This is a genomic window from Anabaena azotica FACHB-119 (genome assembly GCF_014697625.1).
GTDB lineage: Bacteria > Cyanobacteriota > Cyanobacteriia > Cyanobacteriales > Nostocaceae > Trichormus > Trichormus azoticus_A.
This window is the reverse complement of sequence record NZ_JACJSG010000056.1, coordinates 11,106-28,592: the sequence shown is the minus strand read 5'-3', so window position 1 is coordinate 28,592 and position 17,487 is coordinate 11,106. Positions and strand designations below refer to the sequence as shown.

Here is a 17,487-nt window from a genome sequence, read left to right as displayed (position 1 = left end):
CACAGAGGCACAAAGACACAGAGAATAAGAGTTTATAATGATGAAAAGCTTTGTAAAGCAGCAAAATTACGGTTTTTTTAGTGAAACGTGACTCGATTTATTACCAAATATTTAAGCGATTTCCGGCGTTAATTTTTGAACTCGTTGATCACCGTCCCCAAGCGGCGCAAAACTATCGATTTGAGTCAGTTGAGGTCAAAGAAACCTCTTTTCGTATTGATGGGGTGTTTTTACCTCCAGAGGGTACAACACCGAGAGTTATCTATTTTGCCGAAGTGCAATTTCAGAAAGATGAAGGTTTGTATCATCGCTTTTTTACCGAGTCGATGATGTATTTGAACCGAAATCAATCTGAATATGATGATTGGTACTGTGTGGTAATTTTTCCCTCACGTTCAAATGAACCAAGTGATACAAGAACTCACCGCATATTTTTAAACAGTGACCAAGTGCAACGCATTTATTTGGATGAATTAGGTACATCTAATACTGTGCCAATAGGTATTAATTTAATGCAGTTGACAATTGCACCAGATGAAACGATGGCAGAGCAAGCCAAGCAATTAATTGAGCGAGTACAATTAGAGTCAACTGGCACAATACCGAAAAACGAGATAATAAATATTATCACGACAATTGCCGTTTACAAGTTTTCTTCGTTGAGTAGAGAGGAAGTGGAAGCGATGCTAGGACTAACTTTAGAGGAAACCAGGGTTTATCGGGAAGCGAAAGCCGAGGGTCGAGAAGAAGGTCGAGAACAAGGTCGCCAAGAAGGCCGAGAAGAAGGTCGGGAAGAACGGGAAGCTGAAATGTTGAAAGTTATAGTCCCTCTGTTATTCAAAACAGGAATGAGTATAGAACAGATTGCACAACAACTCAATGTTGATTTAGAAGCTATCCGGCTTGCTGCACAGCAGAACCAGGAAAAATAGGCGCAAGGGAGATTGAAGTTTACAAGTTTTCTTCGTTGAGTAAAGAGGAAGTGGAAGCGATGCTAGGACTAACTTTAGAGGAAACCAGGGTTTATCGGGAAGCGAAAGCTGAGGCTGAAGAAGAAATATTGAAAGCAGTTGTCCCTCTGTTATTAAAAACAGGGATGAGTATAGAACAGATTGCACAACAACTCAATGTTGACTTAGAAACTATCCGTTTTGCTGCACAGCAGAACAAGGATGAGTAAGCGCAAGGATGATTGACTACAAGTTTTCGTAAATTTTGCTGTGAGGAAGTGAAAACGATGTTGGGAATGAGTTTAGAAGAAACGAGGGTTTATCGGGAAGCGAAAGCCGAGGCTTGGAAAGAAGCTTGGAAACAAGGTTGGAAAGAGGGTTGGAAACAAGGTTGGAAAGAAGGTCGGGAAGAACGGAAAGCTGAAATGTTGAAAGTTATAGTCCCTCTGTTATTGAAAACAGGGATGAATATAGAACAGATTGCACAACAACTCAATGTTGACTTAGAATCTGTCCGGTTTGCTACACAGCAGAACTAGGACAAATAAGCGCACAGGAGAATCAAGTTAATTGGTGAAGCAGCGACTCGATATTTTATTAGTAGAGTTAAATTTATGTAATTCTCGCGCTTTAGCACAGAGGCTAATTCAGGCGGGGGAAGTAACTGTTAATGAACAGGTAATTGATAAGGCTGGGACAGAGGTTGATGTTGCGGCTGTGATTAAAATAAAAGAGCGATCGCGTTTTGTTTCCCGTGGTGGTGAAAAACTCGCCAAGGCTTTAGAATTATTCGCCATCCCCGTCACCGATAGGGTTTGCTTAGATGGGGGAATTTCTACAGGCGGTTTTACTGACTGTCTACTGCAAGCTGGCGCTAAATTAGTCTACGGTATTGATGTCGGTTATGGACAAACCGATTGGGGTTTACGAAATAATCCCCAGGTTATTTTGCGCGAACGTACCAATTTACGGCAACTGCAACCTGGGGATTTATTTGGTGAGGGGGATGTTGTTCCAGACTTGGCGGTGGTGGATGTTTCGTTTATTTCCCTAACCAAGATTTTGCCTGCGGTGTGGCGACTTACTCAATCTCCCCGTGAAGCTGTGTTATTAGTTAAACCACAGTTTGAAGTGGGTAAATCTCGTGTGGGGAAAAAAGGTGTTGTGCGTGATCCTCGTGACCAAGCTGATGCTATTTTCCAAGTTTGGCTGGTGGCTGAGGAATTAGGCTGGAAATACAAGGGTTTAACTTGGTCGCCAATTACTGGCCCGGCGGGAAATGTGGAATACCTATTATGGTTAAAAATGGCAAGCGAAACACCACCACCGGATCTAATTGTTATTCAACAAATTACTAAATTAGCTATGGATGAATTTAGTAATTCGTAATCACGAGGCTGATGAAATATGAGTTATTTTTATATCAGCCATTAATTAAATGTCATATATCAGACATTCTAAAGCTTCTGGATGCAAATCACAGAAAGATTCTAGAGAATTTTTGTGTTTTTTGGCTTGTAGTTGATGAGACTTTTCAGCTTGTAATTCTTCTACAATGTCCCAAGCTACCGCACAGTTGGGAGAACCATCGCCGTTGAGTTCACAAGTAGAACGAGCTTCTGCGATCGCCGAGAGGATGGCTTTTTCTAAATCTGTAGCTTCATCTTTGTCAGCGTTGAAAGCGTTGGGAGCTACATTATAAATTGCTGTCATGATATTGTTGCCTCTGTTGATTACGCTATGCGTGTTAGTTGTTATTGTCTTCAGGACTTATATTTCTAGTTTAGATAGGCTTCCCCAAAAGCATGGTGTTGAACACCGCCATTTTCTGACCAATTCTTAGTGGGAATCCCTCACTTGAAAGTCAGTTATCAGTTATCAGTTATCAGTTATCAGTGGAAATAAGCTGTCAACTGTCAACTGATTAAGCCTTTTGCCTCCTCTTTTATATTGCCTCGGAAAATAGCATTTGGGCAGGATTATCAGAGGATTTTGATGTAAATTGATAAGTTCTCAACAATAGTAGTTATTTAGTCAAAATTTTTATTGAATCTCAATATTTTATATGCAGTTCTTGTTGCAACCGATACAGAATTGTATTTTGGTCTACTTGGGAAAGGATTTCTGCAATGACTGTACTAGCGCCTAATTGTCCCCAAGTGCAGCCTTTTTCTAGATATACTTGGGCGGCTTTACCTACAGAATATGCGCCATAACCAGCAATTCCCGCTTGAGCGATCGCACTTCCAGCAAAGGCTGTAATATTGGTGGGATTATCGCCACTGGTTAAGGCGGCTGTACTTTTACCTAAACCCAACATGAAGCTACTACCCAATTCTCCCAGCAATAAGCCCCCACAACTCATGAAGATGGTTTTTAAGATTTTCCCGGCTTCGTAGCTAGTCATCGGTAAACCGTACAACCGCGCCAGGGAACGAATTAAAGCCAAATCAGCGATAGTTCCACCCAGAATATCGAAAAAGGCGATGGGATTTAACCCTACGGCGAGGGCTTTGTATTTGGTATACTGCCAGATGATATCCTCCGCTTCTTGCTGGCGGATGTCAAGAGTTTTTTGGGCGATCGCCGCTTCTGCATCTCTTGCTTGAATCAGTGCATTTAATGCTAGGAGCGATCGGCCTTCCCGATTGAGTATATTTAAAATAGTCTGCTTAAGTTCATCTACCTGTGGCGGTGGCGTTTCCCATTCATAACTTACCTGACCATCAGGCCATTCCACCCTGACTTCCATCGGTGCAGGTTCCGCCGCTATCATGACAATTTCATCGGGTAGTAGCGGCTTGGCTTGAGGATTTCCCGCACCTAATTGTTGTAAATTTTTATATATCGCGGCTCGGTCTGTATCTGGGTATAAGTCGATTTTGTTAAACACTAAAATTAGCGGTTTCTGCGCCTGTCGTAACTCCAGCAGGGCTTGATATTCAGTCCGGGTAATATCCCCAGACACCACAAATAAAATTAAATCAGCTTGACGCACCACATCCCGCGCCATTTGGGCGCGTGACTCACCCTGAATTTCATCTAGTCCTGGTGTATCAATTAATTCTACTATCACCTTGCCCCCAGCTTGCCAACGTACAGAACGGGGCCATTGAGTCACACCGTTGAGGGGGCCTGTTTGTAAAATTTTACTGCCCAATAAAGCATTTAACACCGCCGACTTGCCCCGACTGACTAAACCAAAGGCGGCGATTCTAATTATGTTAGAGTCCAGCTTGCTCAGTGTAGAATTTAACAATTCTATTTCTGGTTTCACCAAACCCGCCAACTCTGGGTTATATGATAAATGTCCAGACTTACGAAGATATCCATACCAAGACAATGCTTGTCTCAAGCTGGCGCGGGCGCGGTTTAAGTGAGTTTCTTGCAAATTACGCACGGAGTTAGTTTGATTCAAGGTTGGCTAAACAACAGGCTACATTTCTATTTTGCTTTAATTTCTCAACTGTCGTCGTCTGAGTCAACTTAGCAGTAGAGTTAGAATGAGTCGATTGTATAAAGTATTTATGACGGATGATATACCTAAACTGGCAAAAAGTAGTACATCAGATATTGTAGGTTACGAAGATTTTTTAGCTGAATTAAAGACAAGAATTTCTAGCGCCCAATTAAGGGCAGCAGTTGCAGTCAATAAAGAATTAGTATTGCTTTACTGGCAAATTGGACGAGATATTCTACATCGACAACAGCAGCAAGGCTGGGGGGCAAAAGTTATTACTCGACTGGCTGCTGACTTACAGAAAGCTTTCCCACAGATGAAAGGTTTCTCACCCAGAAACCTCAAGTATATGCGGGCGTTGGCTGAAGCTTACCAGGATGAGCAAATTGTGCAACAGGTTGTTGCACAAATTCCTTGGGGTCACAATGTCCGTATTTTGGATGCTGTCGAAGACACAACAGAACGTCTTTGGTATGCACAGCGAACTATCCAACATGGTTGGAGTCGCAATGTTTTAGTTCATCAAATTGAGAGCAAATTATATCAACGTCAAGGTCAAGCAACTACTAACTTTAACAACACACTACCTCAGCCACAATCAGAATTAGCACAGCAGTTATTAAAAGACCCTTATAAGTTTGATTTTCTCAATTTAGGAGAGGATTTTTTAGAGCGTGATTTAGAACGTGCATTAATCAATCACATTCGGGATTTTCTACTAGAATTAGGCGTTGGTTTTGCTTTTGTTGGTAGTCAGTACCATCTTGAAGTAGGTGGCGAGGATTTTTATATTGATTTGTTGTTTTATCACCTGCGTTTGCGCTGTTTTGTGGTGATTGACCTTAAGATTGAGGAATTTAAACCTGAATTTTCTGGTAAGATGAATTTTTATGTAAGTGCGGTAGATGATTTATTAAGGCATCCAGATGATCAGCCTACAATTGGACTGATTTTGTGTAAAAGTAGAAATAAAATAATAGCAGAATATTCTCTACGCGATATTGATAAGCCTATTGGTGTTTCTACATACCAAATACAAGATACTTTACCTGAGCAATTACATGATAATTTACCAACTATTGAGCAGTTAGAAACTGAGTTAGAAACAATAGTATTAAAAGTAGAGAATGCCGATAATTTATAAATACCATAACTACTAATTACACACTACAAACGGATAGCAATAGTATAACTTGGTCGCTGTGTAGCTTCTCTTCGGCTTTTAATCAGCCGAAAATCATGGTCTATGTAAAGATGTTCTAGATAAGAAACAGCACGATATGCTTTCTCGAATTTTTTGACTGTGTTTCTATCCATATTGTCTAATTTCACTTCTTGCTTTAAGTCTATTTGGGCATCAGGCGATCGCAACTTCGATTGAGTTATATTTGTAAACCATTCCTCGGCTTCATCGATAGTTAATGGTTTCTCTCTATTTTTAAATGTTCTTAATTTTAATTCGACATCTTACACTTTATCAATAAGCAAATGGTGGGCATTGCCCACCCTACAAAACTTGGTGTTCTTAATTTTGAATTGTAAGAGGATTACCACCAAATGCGATTTCCGTCTTCATCTACTCTGGCTTGACGAATTACATCAGAAATTTCTTCAGCGTCTTTTACGTGGTGGAGTGCTTTCTTCTCACCATCGGGGTAGTCTACAACGAAGTAAGTAGGAACTGTAATATGGTCGCCTGTAATGTCTGGTGAATCTACAGCTACCTGTTGGGCTTTTTCTTCCAGAGATTTGTTATCGTCAATTTTATCGCCTGGGTTAGCTGTTAGGTTCTGTTCTTTAGCAGTGGGTTCTTCACGAGAATGCCAATCTTGACTTACTGGTTGTCTAATTTCTGCAGATTGATTATTTTGATTTTCTAGTTTTTCGTTATTCATGGCTAGTACACAAATTAAAAGTTTATGTTTACTCACCCAATCTAGAAAATCCCAGTTTTAATTAGTTCTTTCTTCAGTAAGAGTTTACTATTTTATCAGAAATTACATACCTGTGGTTATATCTTATTCCTGTAATTTTCATTTCACCTCTAACTATAGAAATACAGGTCGAATTGAAGGTTTATTTCTTTAGTTGAAAGGGTGTATATTTTCCCCCCAAGGCTTCAACAATGGCGCGGGTGTTGGCTTCCATCATTTTGATGTAAGTATCACCATTACTTCCTTTAGCACCAATGGAATCAGAATACAGTTGATTTGGCGCTAATTTTATGCCTGCTTCTTGGGCAACGGTTTTAATTAAGGCAGGATTAATTGTAGTTTCGGCAAAAATTGCTGGGACACCCGTTTTTTTAATTGATTCTACTAATTTTTGCACTGTTTGGGCGCTTGGTTGTTCTTCGGTGCTGATGCCAATTAATGTGCCGGCGATCGCAAGTCCATAAGCCCGTCCATAATATTGAAAAGCATCATGTGTAGTTACCAGCTTACGTTTATCTGGCGGAATTGTCTGTATTTGTTGATTAATCCAACTATGGAGTTGTTTTAACTCATTTGTAAGTTGTGCAGCCCTCTGAGTATATTTCTCTCTGTCTTTGGGGGATAACTCAATTAAGCCATCTCGAATACTATTAACCATAGCTGCTGCATTTTCTGCGCTTCCCCAAACGTGAGGATCTGGAACTACTGCGCCGCCTTTATCCAACTGTAACGGCTTGACGACTTCTCCCACTGCTAACTTCCGCGCCTTACCTCCAGCAGCATTCATTAACTTAATCAGCCCTGGTTCTAAGTTGTAGCCGTTGTATAAAATCAAGTCGGCTTCTTCTAAATACCGACTATCGGCGGGTACTGGTTCGTAAACGTGAGGATCAGCCCCTGGTTTAAGAATCCCCGTTAGCTGAATTTCCTCTCCCCCGACTTCCTGCGCTAAATCAGCAATGATGGTGCTAGTCGCAACTACTCGCGGTTTTCCCCCCGCATCTGGACTATTTCGGTTAGAGTTAACTGCTGCACATCCATCTACCAAAAGTGCCAAAACTATTGCTAATACTGGCTGCCAGCAATATCTGGCTTTTGAGTGAGTGATTGTATTCATCGGACTGTTATATTAATTTTCATATTTCTCTCATTTTTCAAGGTACAGTATTTTCATATTCTTTTCATTTTTTCAGTCTCGGAAATGACATTATGCGAATTGCGAACTTTTCCTTAGCAGGTGATTCTACCTTTGAATCAGTTAATAGCTACACAGCAACAGCAGCAATTAATATCTCCCATTTAGGAGTACATTACCGTACACAGGAAGCTTTGCGGGATGTTAACTGTATTGTCAAACCGGGACGACTGACGGGGATATTCGGCCCTAACGGCGCAGGTAAAAGCACACTCATGAAAGCAATGTTAGGTTTGGTTCCCGTCAGTAGTGGTAAGGTACTGTATCAAGACAAACCCTTGATGCAGCAGTTGGGGAAAGTCGCCTATGTTCCCCAACGTAGCCAAATTGACTGGAGTTACCCCGCCACAGTTTGGGATGTGGTGATGATGGGAAGGGTGAAGAAAACAGGCTGGTTGCGGAGTTTCTCGGCGGTGAGTCGCCAAGTTGCGAAAAATGCGCTACAAAGGGTGGGAATGATTGAATATTGCGATCGCCCCATCGGACAATTATCAGGTGGACAACAGCAAAGAGTATTTTTAGCCAGGGCTTTAGCACAGCAAGCAGACATTTTCTGTTTTGATGAACCATTTGTAGGTATTGATCAAAAAACCCAAACAGTAATTTTTGAAGTCTTTCACGAACTAGCAGATTCTCAAAAAATTGTCCTAGTAGTTAACCACGACTTAGGCGAATCTATCAGCCATTTTGATGATTTAATCTTATTAAATCGGGAATTAATCGCCACAGGTTCCCGTCAACAAGTTCTGACAGAAGAAAACCTTAGTCATGCTTACGGTGGTAAAGTTATGTACTTTTCCGATGCAGCATAGCAAGGGGAAAGGAGAAGGGGAAAGGGAAAAGGGGAAAGGGGAAAGGGTGAAAGGAATAAGCCTCTAACCTTTCTATGGACTAATAACTAATGACTATTGACTATTGACTAATGACTATTGACTAATGACTATTGACTGTTGACTATTGACTAATGACTAATGACTAAATTATGTTAGAAGCTTTAATTGAACCGTTGCAATATGGCTTTATGCAGCGATCGCTAGTGATTGCAATTTTGGTAGGTTTATTGTGTGCGGTTGTGGGTAGTTACCTGATGGTGCAAAGATTAGCGCTGTTGGGTGATGCTATTAGCCACTCGGTCTTGCCGGGATTAGCGATCGCCTTTATGATCGGTGCTAATATCTTTGTAGGCGCGTTTATTGCTGGGGTCATGAGTACGATGGCGATCGCATGGATTAGGACGCGATCGCCAATTAAAGAAGATGCAGCAATGGGTATAGTATTTTCTGCATTCTTTGCCCTTGGCGTAACCCTAATTACGGTTATTCAAAAAGATAATAAAATCGACCTGAATCACTTCTTATTTGGTAATATCCTGGGCGTTACCATTGATGAAGTACGTGATACTGCTATTATCGCCGCCATTGTTTTAATAGTAGTTATTTTGTTATACAAAGAACTATTATTTTACACCTTCGACCCATTAGGCGCACAAGCCGCAGGCTTACCAGTAAATAAACTCAACTTCGGCTTAATGCTGCTAATTGCCTTAACAATTGTCGCCAGCATGAAAGCAGTAGGCGTAATCTTAGTTTTATCACTATTAATTACACCAGGAGCAACAGCTTATCTATTAGTTAAACGCTTGCACCAAGTCATGTTTTTAGGTGCAGGTATTGGCGTATTTTCTAGTATTAGCGGTATGTACCTCAGCTACTTCTACAATTTGCCCTCCGGCCCAGCAATTGTTCTAGTAGTTTCGGGATTATTCCTATTGGCATTATTATTTAGTCCCAAACATGGGGTTTTGATACCTAGTACTTATCAAAAATAGGTTTTAGCACAGAGGAGAATGTTATGATATGAATGAAATTTTATGTATATATAAAGTGTGAAAATAATATGCTGAGAGAAAAGCTAAAAAAAGAAATTGACAAACTCAACGAAGAACAACTCCAGCAAATCGCTGATTATATAGCCTCTATTGAATTAAAATCACAACAAGAAATTTCATCTGTCCCTTTGTGGCAAAGCCTGACACCAAGAGAACGAGCAAGAGAGTTTCAGGAATGGGTATCACAACTTCCTAAAAACAGTCTAAGTCTATCAGATGAAGCCGTTAGCCGTGATAGCATTTATGAATAATGGCAAAATACTTGCTTGATACTAATGTTATTATACGTCTGTGTAACCCTTGTGATGTGCAGCACGAATTAGCAACAAACACGGTATCTTTTTTACTTGCACAAGGCGATGAGTGCTTTCTCACAGATCAAATTATTGTTGAGTTTTGGGTTGTTGCCACAAGACCAGTTGAAGTAAATGGTTTAGGATGGACAGTAGAACAAATAAGAAGCACAATAGATCAACTTCTTAATCGCTTCCCTTTGTTAGAGGAGTCTTCAGATATTTTTGTCAATTGGTTAGATTTGGTTACAACTTACAAAGTGATGGGTAAGCGGACTCATGATGCTCGTATAGTTGCAGTAATGCTTTATCATGAAGTTACACATTTATTAACATTTAATCCTCGTGATTTTGTAGTTATACCAAACATAGTAATTGTTAATCCGCAGCAATTAGAGTGATTAGAAATGTAAATACATTCATCAAATATTGGGTATTTAATTAACTTATTAAGATACTTTTATACAGAAAATAATTAATGAATACGTTAAGCTGACAACAGCAGTATTCATTTTGTAAACAATGACCGCAAGTAATCCCACAATTTTAGCCCTGGACTTTGATGGAGTAATTTGCGACGGACTAATCGAATATTTTGAGGTAGCCTGGCGTACTTATTGCCAAATTTGGTCGTCTGCTAATGACGCACCCCCAGATGATTTGGCTTTAAGATTTTATCGTCTCCGTCCTGTAATTGAAACAGGTTGGGAAATGCCTGTTTTAATCAAAGCATTAATAGACGGTAATTCTGATGATCATATCCTTCATAACTGGGGAAATATTACCCCAAAGATATTATTAGATAGCCATCTACAAGCAAAAGAAATTGCCACAAAATTAGACGGCTTGCGTGATAAATGGATTGCTAACGATTTAGATGGATGGCTGAGTCTGCATAGATTTTATCAGGGTATAATCGAGAAACTTAAAATCACCCTAGCAAGTGAAGTTAAGTTGTATATTGTCACCACCAAAGAGGGACGTTTTGTCCAACAGTTATTAAAGCAAGAAGGTGTAGATTTACCAGCAGCCGCAATTTTTGGTAAAGAAGTAAAGCGTCCTAAATATGAAATTTTGCGCGAGTTAATTCAAGCGGCAGATCACAAACCCGTGAGTTTATGGTTTGTAGAAGATAGACTCAAAACATTACAGCTAGTCCAACAGCAAACGGACTTGGCAGATGTTAAGCTTTTCTTGGCAGACTGGGGCTATAATACCCAAGCAGAAAGAAAAATAGCCCAAAGCGATCCGCAAATCCAGTTATTATCTTTGTCTCAATTTGTTAAAGATTTTTCAGGGTGGGTTTGAGGGACTGGGGACTAGGTGTGTCAGTTATCAGTGAACAATGAACAGGGAACATCACCTGATAACTGACAACTGACAACTGATAACTGATAACTGATAACTGATAACTGACAACTTATGCTTGACCTGACGAAATTAGCGCGACAAATGCAGGGTTTAAGCCAGCATCTATCCCTAGAGGCTGTGGCTAGTCGCCAGCGTTTAGAGTTGGCGCAACAGCATCTCAAAAAGGCTATCGATTTTCAACAAGAGTTAATTGAACGTCAGGAAAAGTGGCGCGATCGCATTCTCTTTGCTAATGCTACACCCCTTGAGCCGCTTAACACCTGTGTAGCTATTCCCACGCCTCCCAAGGTACATACCGTCATCGCCACCGATGGTTCGCAAATCTCCCCCAGTCACCACGAAATTGCTTACTGTTACCTGTTAAATATCGGTAGGGTAGTTCTACATTACGGACAAAATCGCTACCCCATACTCGATAGTTTGCCAGAGGTATTTTACCGCCAAGAAGATTTATATATGTCCCGCCAGTGGGGAATTAGAACCGAGGAATGGATGAGTTTCCGCCGCACAGCCAGCGAAGCAATTGTTTTAGCTGAACTGGCTTGTAACGCACATGAGGGCGCTGGGGACTGGGGACTGGGGACTGGGGACTGGGGGAGCAGAGGAGCAGAGGAGCAGAGGAGCAGAGGAGAAATATCCACCTCAGATACTCGTTCATCTAGCTCAGATACTCGTTCATCCACCTCAGAGGCGGATTCATCTATCTCAGATACTCGTTCATCCACCTCAGATACTCGTTCATCCACCTCAGATACTCGTTCATCCACCTCAGAGGCGGATTCATCTATCTCAAATACTCATTCATCCACCTCAGATACTCGTTCATCCACCTCAGATACTCGTTCATCCACCTCAGATACTCGTTCATCTAGCTCAGAGGCGGATTCATCTAGCTCAGATACTCGTTCATCCACCTCAGAGGCGGATTCATCTATCTCAAATACTCATTCATCCACCTCAGAGGCGGATTCATCTATCTCAAATACTCATTCATCCACCTCAGATACTCCCCCATCTCCCCCCACTCCCCCCACTCTCGCAATGGTAGATGGTTCATTAATCTACTGGTTCTTAGAACAGTTACCCCAAGATGCAAGAGATCATATCTTACCCCCAATTTTAGAAGCTTGGCAGCAAATGCGTCATGCTCAAATTCCTCTGATGGGTTATGTTAGCGCCTCCCGGAATGTGGAAGCAGTGAATTTTTTGCGTTTAATGGTTTGTCCTCATACTGCACCTGATTGTGCTAGTTATTGCCCCAATCAATTAGAAAAAGTACCATGTAAAGTATTTGACCCTCTGCGGGATACAGCATTGTGGACAACCCAACTGCAACCAGGACAACGCGGCCCCTTGTGGCGGAGTAATACTAGGATTTTAGAGCTTTATGGAGACCACAGCATATACTTTTGCTATGTCCATGTTGGTACAGAAATCGCACGGATAGAAGTTCCTGCCTGGGTAGCTCAAGATACAGAAATGTTTGACCAAGCTTTAGGATTGATGTTAGCACAGGTGCAGAAAGGATATGGTTATCCAGTGGCGATCGCCGAAGCCCACAACCAAGCCGTAGTCAGAGGCGGCGATAAAACCCGATTCTTCGCCCTACTAGAAAAACAAATGATTAAAGCCGGCTTGAAAAATGTCGGTACTTCTTACAAAGAAGCTAGGAAGCGAGGGAGTATCGCGTAGACAGTTGACAGTTGACAGTGAAAATAACCTGATAACTGATAACTGATAACTGATAACTGATAACTGATAACTGATAACTGATAACTGATAACTGATAACTAACCGCCAATTTGGGACATGGTGCGGCTATAGGTTCCTGTAGTACCAGAATCGCGTCCTTTGAAGTTAATTTCTGGCTTGATTTCTAATAAATGTCTCACCTGTTCTCGTAATTGACTTGTGCTGACACCAGCGCGTAAGGAAGTTTTCAAGTCAAGTTGACCAGTTTCATTTAATAAGCAGGGGCGTAGCCAACCGTCAGCAGAAAGACGCATTCGGTTACAGCGATCGCAAAAACACTCCGACATCTGACTAATAAATCCGATTGTCCCTTTTGCGCCAGGGATTTGAAAGACATCCGCCGGGCCTGCACCACGAATTTGTGATTCTGTCAAGCCCCAGCGATCGCGGATTTGTTGGCGGAGTTCTGCGGAAGATACCCAACCGCGATCGCCAAATAATTCTCCGTTACCGATGGGCATAAACTCAATAAACCGCACGTGCCATTGTTTATCAAGAGTTAAAGCCGCTAAATCAAGAATTTCGTGGTCATTGACACCAGGAATTACCACTACATTCAACTTTAACGGGTCGAAGCCTACGCGATGAGCCTCTAGAATACCATCCCAGACCTGTTGCCAGCGAGAACGCCCACGACTACCGATAATTTGGTCAAATATATGTGGGTCGAGGGAATCTAAACTGATATTGATGCGTCGTAAACCAGCATTGTAAAGGTTTTGCGCTAAAGGCGCTAGTAAAAAGGCGTTGGTAGTCATGGAAAGGTCTTGCGTTTGGGGTAAAGATGCGATCGCTCTCACCAATTCCACAACACCGGGACGCAGTAAAGGTTCTCCCCCTGTCAGCCGAAAGCGGCTAAAACCAACGGGGATAAATACTTCTTGAATTAAAGTCAGCAATTCCGCATCAGTCAATAACTGTTGCTTGAGGATATAGTCTAGTTCCGACCCCTCTGGCATACAATACTGACAACGAAAATTGCAACGATCTATTAGGCTAATGCGGAGGTAGTCTACCTGGTTCATTATAGTTTTTATTTCTATTATGTGCGTTAGCGTAGCTTACCGTAGTGGCCTGGCAAGACTAAAATACAGGACTTACGCACCAAGGTTATCTGTTGAGACAGGGTGTAGGGGGGTAAGGGTGTAAGGGTGTAAGGGTTTTAAAGATTTACACCCCTATACCCCTATACCCCTACACCCTTGCCCAAACCCTTGATTTTTCGTTTTTATGCGTAAGTCCTAAAATAGTCCATTAGCGAAAAATCTCATACCAATTCAAAAAATCTTGGCAACACATCCATTATCTCATCTGCGTTTATCTGTCTTGAAAAGTTTCCTAGGTCGGGCTAACCCTCCTACAGAACTTTTCGCTGCGTTTATCTGCGTTCAATTTTTTCCCAATCTATTACCACATTTTAATGCCAAGCCAGTAGGGTGCGTCAGATGTGGAAAATCCTTGAATGTGTACGAAATTATTGGGGCTGACGCACCCTACAGATAAAAGTTTTCCACCCCTACACCCCTATCTTATGATGCTTGATTTTTCATCAATCGTTGCACGCTAACTAAAGCACGATTTAACTCGTAATTCCGTCTTTGAGGATTTTGTAAATAAGCCTGTTGTTCTTCTTCAATCATCTGCACATCTTTAATCACTAAACCATCAAGGAATTTTTTAGCTGCATTAAACAAACTATCTTTGACAAAGCGCCGAAACCATACAGGTAATTTATGCAGTCGCCAAAAAGCATTTAAGGATGTGAAATGAATTAAATAGGCTTTTGTCTGTGTCTCATTTACCGGACATAACAAACAATAAATTATAAAATCCTTACCCAAAGTAGATTTCCAATGGGGATAAATATAACTGACATCCAAAGGTTCTGGATGTAAGCGCCGCAAAGCTGGGAAAAATAATTGGGAAATAGACCAAATTTTATCTATTTTATAATAACTTTGAGCTTGATAATGAGCATCAACACGCTCATCATTTTCCTGAATATCTTGTAATTCTGCTTCTGCCCAAGCTTGTAAATCCTGATGTAAATGTCCGTGATACATATCCATCAGATTTTCAATTAAATAAGAATAATGAGCCTGACAGTTAATAATTGCCACACTAGCAATATAATTCAAATGATCCCATTCTGGTAAACCCAGAGGCTCTACAGATGGTTCACTCTCACCAGGAAATAACCAAATAAAACCATCTTGTTCCTTGACTGGGTAGCGGCGAATTGTGCAGTTGGGGAGTTTCTGATTTTCGGCTAAGTATGGAACAGTTGCACATTCACCATGATGATTAAAGCGCCAACCATGATAAGCACATTCCAATTCATTGCCAATAACTTGACCGTGACTAAGTTTAACTTGCCGATGGGGACAACGGTCTTCTAAAGCGTGAATTTGTCCTGCACTGTCTCGATAAAGTGCGATCGCTTGATGCCAAATTGTCACTCCCAAAGGCTGACTTGTGACTTCATCACTACGCGCCACCACATACCAATGATTCAGGTTAATACCCAACTGACGCACATCACGAATAGATAAGGTTTGAGACATAATCAGTTATCAGTTATCAGTTATCAGTTATCAGTTGTCAGTTGTCAGTTGTTCTCCCCCCACTCCCTCATCTCCTCCATCTCCCTCATCTCCCCCATCTCCCCCAGTCCCCAATCCCCAATCCCCAGTCCCTTAACCAGACACAATATTACATCTGTCCGCGTCATTACAAGTGAGTTAGAATTAATTTTTCGCAGTGGCTCAAGGTATAGGTAAATACCATTAGCCAAGGAGTCTGATATGGAAGCTTTAGACTTGAAATGGATACGCTCTCAGTTTCCTGCACTTACACAAAAAATCAACGGACAACCAGCAATATTTTTTGATGGGCCTGGTGGCACACAAGTACCGGGTGCTGTTTTAGATGCTATCAGTGATTATTTAGTCAGGTCAAATGCTAACGCACATGGGGCTTTTGCTACTAGTGCGCGGACAGATGCTTTAATTATTGCAGCTAGGGCTGCGATCGCAGATTTTTTAGGTTGCGACAATGATGAGGTGGTTTTCGGTGCGAATATGACCACACTCACCTTTAGCTTAAGCCGTGCTATTGGGCAGACAATACAACCAGGTGATGAAATTATCGTCACCCGACTTGACCATTCCGCTAACATATCTTCTTGGTATGCTTTGGCAGAACAAGGTGCAACTATTCGCGTTGTCGATATCCAAGTCGATGATTGCACCTTGGATATGAGCAATTTAGAACAACAACTTAATTCTCGCACCAAGTTAGTTGCAGTCACCTATGCTTCCAATGCTGTAGGTACAATCAATGATATCGCCACCATAGTCAAACTAGCTCATGCTGTGGGTGCTTTGGTGTATGTCGATGCAGTCCATTATGCACCTCATGGGCCGATTAATGTGCATGGTTTGGGTTGTGATTTTCTCGCCTGTTCCGCCTACAAATTCTTCGGCCCCCACGTTGGCGTTTTATATGGTAAGCGAGAACATCTGGCGAACCTACAACCCTATAAAGTCAAACCAGCACCCGATGAAGTTCCCTCTCGTTGGGAAACCGGAACCCTCAATTATGAAGGAATGGCGGGTGTAGTAGCGGCGGTTAACTACTTGGCAAAATTAGGTTGTCATGTTTCCCCCACAATTGACCAAGAGTTAGTTTCTGCCTTAATTGAGGCTGATAAAGAAGGCTTGGAACATTTCCACTGTCCCCGGTTTTTCACATCACCCGAACAACCAGCACATGAAATTGCCTCAGCTTATCACAGTCGTCGCGCCGCCATAGTTGCTGCTATGTCAGCCATCCAGCAATATGAAAGAGAATTGAGTCATAAGCTAATTTCCGGCTTACAAGAAATTCCTGGCTTAACCATATATGGTATTACCGACCCACAACGCTTTGCTTGGCGGACACCAACAGTAGCAATAAGACTGCAAGGGAAAAGTCCCGCAGATGTAGCTAAAGAATTAGGCGATCGCGGAATCTTCTCTTGGCATGGTAACTTTTATGCCCTAAATCTCACTGAAAAACTAGGTGTAGAAGCCGATGGCGGTTTATTACGTCTGGGATTAGTACACTACAATTCAGTAGATGAAATACTGCAATTACTACAAACCTTAAAGGAAATCGCCCATTAAATCACATCAGTTTTAACAATTCTTATGGTTGGTAATTATATAACCCATTACCAACCAAATTAACTATATTAGGACTTACGCAACTGGCATATTTTTTTTGTAGGGTGTGTGACTGGCGATAATATTTGAACATGGTAATGAGACTTGTAGCGTCACGCACCAACCACCAATTGTGACACTTGCGTAAGTCCTGTATATATAGCAGGGGACAGGTAACAGGGTTAAAAGTCTTTGAAAGTCAAGGTTTGAAGATTGAATGATGTCCTAATTTATAAGGCAACTGCTATTTTAAAATAACTTATGTATGTCCGCATTGTGGGTATGTAGAGATATGCTATCTGTTAAGCTCACGCAAAGACGCTTTCGCGTAGCGTCTCGTAGAGAAGATGCAAAGGTGCAAAATTTTATTAAGTGCATTGTTACAGAGAATTGGTATTATAGCAGTAGCCACAGAGGTTAGGACATAGGTAATATCAAG

Annotated in this window: 19 protein-coding genes; 12 read left to right on the top strand and 7 right to left on the bottom strand. The window is 41.5% G+C overall.

Annotation, left to right across the window (positions count from 1 at the left end):
• Window positions 1–80: 80 nt before the first annotated feature.
• From H6G83_RS29275 to H6G83_RS29260, 4 genes are read left to right on the top strand one after another with little or no spacing between them, the layout of a single operon-like run.
• Complete coding sequence (locus H6G83_RS29275) at window positions 81–932, top strand: Rpn family recombination-promoting nuclease/putative transposase (protein WP_190478651.1); 852 nt, start codon at window positions 81–83, stop codon at window positions 930–932.
• A 59-nt stretch (window positions 933–991) separates the two neighbouring features.
• Complete coding sequence (locus tag H6G83_RS29270) at window positions 992–1,180, top strand: hypothetical protein (protein ID WP_190478649.1); 189 nt, start codon at window positions 992–994, stop codon at window positions 1,178–1,180.
• Between the two features lie 12 nt (window positions 1,181–1,192).
• Window positions 1,193–1,489 carry an RpnC/YadD family protein gene (locus H6G83_RS29265; RefSeq protein WP_242044914.1) on the top strand — a complete coding sequence of 99 codons (297 nt, stop codon included), beginning with the start codon at window positions 1,193–1,195 and terminating at the stop codon, window positions 1,487–1,489.
• Window positions 1,490–1,520: 31 nt separating this feature from the next.
• A complete protein-coding gene (locus H6G83_RS29260; protein WP_190478648.1) occupies window positions 1,521–2,339 on the top strand; it encodes a TlyA family RNA methyltransferase in 819 nt (272 codons plus the stop codon).
• A 45-nt stretch (window positions 2,340–2,384) separates the two neighbouring features.
• Here the strand turns inward: H6G83_RS29260 and H6G83_RS29255 are convergent, their stop codons facing one another.
• Both H6G83_RS29255 and H6G83_RS29250 read right to left on the bottom strand, forming a co-directional pair.
• Window positions 2,385–2,663 carry a Calvin cycle protein CP12 gene (locus H6G83_RS29255; RefSeq protein ID WP_190478646.1) on the bottom strand — a complete coding sequence of 93 codons (279 nt, stop codon included), beginning with the start codon at window positions 2,661–2,663 and terminating at the stop codon, window positions 2,385–2,387.
• A 340-nt stretch (window positions 2,664–3,003) separates the two neighbouring features.
• The gene (locus tag H6G83_RS29250; RefSeq protein WP_190478672.1) at window positions 3,004–4,350 is read right to left on the bottom strand and encodes a GTP-binding protein; all 1,347 of its coding nucleotides are present in this window, start codon (window positions 4,348–4,350) and stop codon (window positions 3,004–3,006) included.
• 103 nt (window positions 4,351–4,453) lie between these two features.
• Between H6G83_RS29250 and H6G83_RS29245 the strand changes: the two genes are divergently transcribed.
• Entirely contained in the window at window positions 4,454–5,554 is a 1,101-nt protein-coding gene (locus H6G83_RS29245) for a PDDEXK nuclease domain-containing protein (protein WP_242044912.1), read from the top strand.
• A gap of 23 nt (window positions 5,555–5,577) precedes the next feature.
• Here H6G83_RS29245 and H6G83_RS29240 read toward each other — a convergent pair whose 3' ends face one another.
• The 3 genes from H6G83_RS29240 to H6G83_RS29230 form a co-directional block, all read right to left on the bottom strand.
• Window positions 5,578–5,727 carry a hypothetical protein gene (locus tag H6G83_RS29240; protein ID WP_206759008.1) on the bottom strand — a complete coding sequence of 50 codons (150 nt, stop codon included), beginning with the start codon at window positions 5,725–5,727 and terminating at the stop codon, window positions 5,578–5,580.
• Between the two features lie 230 nt (window positions 5,728–5,957).
• Entirely contained in the window at window positions 5,958–6,305 is a 348-nt protein-coding gene (locus H6G83_RS29235) for a hypothetical protein (RefSeq protein ID WP_190478639.1), read from the bottom strand.
• Window positions 6,306–6,486: 181 nt separating this feature from the next.
• Complete coding sequence (locus tag H6G83_RS29230; RefSeq protein ID WP_190478638.1) at window positions 6,487–7,461, bottom strand: metal ABC transporter substrate-binding protein; 975 nt, start codon at window positions 7,459–7,461, stop codon at window positions 6,487–6,489.
• A gap of 92 nt (window positions 7,462–7,553) precedes the next feature.
• Between H6G83_RS29230 and H6G83_RS29225 the strand changes: the two genes are divergently transcribed.
• From H6G83_RS29225 to H6G83_RS35630, 6 genes are all read left to right on the top strand, one after another.
• Window positions 7,554–8,351: a metal ABC transporter ATP-binding protein gene (locus H6G83_RS29225; protein WP_190478635.1), complete on the top strand. Its 798-nt coding sequence runs from the start codon at window positions 7,554–7,556 to the stop codon at window positions 8,349–8,351.
• A 170-nt stretch (window positions 8,352–8,521) separates the two neighbouring features.
• The gene (locus H6G83_RS29220; RefSeq protein WP_190478633.1) at window positions 8,522–9,367 is read left to right on the top strand and encodes a metal ABC transporter permease; all 846 of its coding nucleotides are present in this window, start codon (window positions 8,522–8,524) and stop codon (window positions 9,365–9,367) included.
• Between the two features lie 68 nt (window positions 9,368–9,435).
• Window positions 9,436–9,678, top strand: coding sequence for a hypothetical protein (locus H6G83_RS29215; RefSeq protein ID WP_190478632.1), 243 nt, complete (start codon window positions 9,436–9,438; stop codon window positions 9,676–9,678).
• The gene (locus H6G83_RS29210; protein WP_190478630.1) at window positions 9,678–10,121 is read left to right on the top strand and encodes a type II toxin-antitoxin system VapC family toxin; all 444 of its coding nucleotides are present in this window, start codon (window positions 9,678–9,680) and stop codon (window positions 10,119–10,121) included. Before H6G83_RS29215 ends, H6G83_RS29210 begins: the two co-directional genes overlap by 1 nt.
• A 121-nt stretch (window positions 10,122–10,242) precedes the next feature.
• Entirely contained in the window at window positions 10,243–11,028 is a 786-nt protein-coding gene (locus tag H6G83_RS29205; protein ID WP_190478629.1) for an HAD family hydrolase, read from the top strand.
• 114 nt (window positions 11,029–11,142) lie between these two features.
• Window positions 11,143–12,783, top strand: a complete 1,641-nt coding sequence (locus H6G83_RS35630; RefSeq protein WP_242044909.1) for a DNA double-strand break repair nuclease NurA — start codon at window positions 11,143–11,145, stop codon at window positions 12,781–12,783.
• A gap of 98 nt (window positions 12,784–12,881) precedes the next feature.
• Here H6G83_RS35630 and moaA read toward each other — a convergent pair whose 3' ends face one another.
• Both moaA and H6G83_RS29185 read right to left on the bottom strand, forming a co-directional pair.
• Complete coding sequence (moaA, locus tag H6G83_RS29190; protein WP_190478627.1) at window positions 12,882–13,868, bottom strand: GTP 3',8-cyclase MoaA; 987 nt, start codon at window positions 13,866–13,868, stop codon at window positions 12,882–12,884.
• A 504-nt stretch (window positions 13,869–14,372) separates the two neighbouring features.
• Window positions 14,373–15,407, bottom strand: coding sequence for an aromatic ring-hydroxylating dioxygenase subunit alpha (locus H6G83_RS29185; protein WP_190478625.1), 1,035 nt, complete (start codon window positions 15,405–15,407; stop codon window positions 14,373–14,375).
• A 240-nt stretch (window positions 15,408–15,647) separates the two neighbouring features.
• Here H6G83_RS29185 and H6G83_RS29180 point away from each other — a divergent pair, with 240 nt between their 5' ends.
• On the top strand, window positions 15,648–17,009 hold the full coding sequence (locus tag H6G83_RS29180) for a cysteine desulfurase-like protein (protein WP_190478623.1): 1,362 nt from the start codon (window positions 15,648–15,650) through the stop codon (window positions 17,007–17,009).
• Window positions 17,010–17,487 lie beyond the last annotated feature (478 nt).

Coding starts and splice junctions, on each gene's coding strand:
- H6G83_RS29205 (WP_190478629.1), top strand. CDS start 10,243: ATGACCGCAAGTAATCCCACAATTTTAGCCCTGGACTTTGATGGAGTA.
- moaA (WP_190478627.1), bottom strand. CDS start 13,868: ATGAACCAGGTAGACTACCTCCGCATTAGCCTAATAGATCGTTGCAAT.
- H6G83_RS29230 (WP_190478638.1), bottom strand. CDS start 7,461: ATGAATACAATCACTCACTCAAAAGCCAGATATTGCTGGCAGCCAGTA.
- H6G83_RS29235 (WP_190478639.1), bottom strand. CDS start 6,305: ATGAATAACGAAAAACTAGAAAATCAAAATAATCAATCTGCAGAAATT.
- H6G83_RS29210 (WP_190478630.1), top strand. CDS start 9,678: ATGGCAAAATACTTGCTTGATACTAATGTTATTATACGTCTGTGTAAC.
- H6G83_RS29215 (WP_190478632.1), top strand. CDS start 9,436: ATGCTGAGAGAAAAGCTAAAAAAAGAAATTGACAAACTCAACGAAGAA.
- H6G83_RS29185 (WP_190478625.1), bottom strand. CDS start 15,407: ATGTCTCAAACCTTATCTATTCGTGATGTGCGTCAGTTGGGTATTAAC.
- H6G83_RS29220 (WP_190478633.1), top strand. CDS start 8,522: ATGTTAGAAGCTTTAATTGAACCGTTGCAATATGGCTTTATGCAGCGA.
- H6G83_RS29240 (WP_206759008.1), bottom strand. CDS start 5,727: ATGGATAGAAACACAGTCAAAAAATTCGAGAAAGCATATCGTGCTGTT.
- H6G83_RS35630 (WP_242044909.1), top strand. CDS start 11,143: ATGCTTGACCTGACGAAATTAGCGCGACAAATGCAGGGTTTAAGCCAG.
- H6G83_RS29245 (WP_242044912.1), top strand. CDS start 4,454: ATGAGTCGATTGTATAAAGTATTTATGACGGATGATATACCTAAACTG.
- H6G83_RS29255 (WP_190478646.1), bottom strand. CDS start 2,663: ATGACAGCAATTTATAATGTAGCTCCCAACGCTTTCAACGCTGACAAA.
- H6G83_RS29270 (WP_190478649.1), top strand. CDS start 992: ATGCTAGGACTAACTTTAGAGGAAACCAGGGTTTATCGGGAAGCGAAA.
- H6G83_RS29180 (WP_190478623.1), top strand. CDS start 15,648: ATGGAAGCTTTAGACTTGAAATGGATACGCTCTCAGTTTCCTGCACTT.
- H6G83_RS29225 (WP_190478635.1), top strand. CDS start 7,554: ATGCGAATTGCGAACTTTTCCTTAGCAGGTGATTCTACCTTTGAATCA.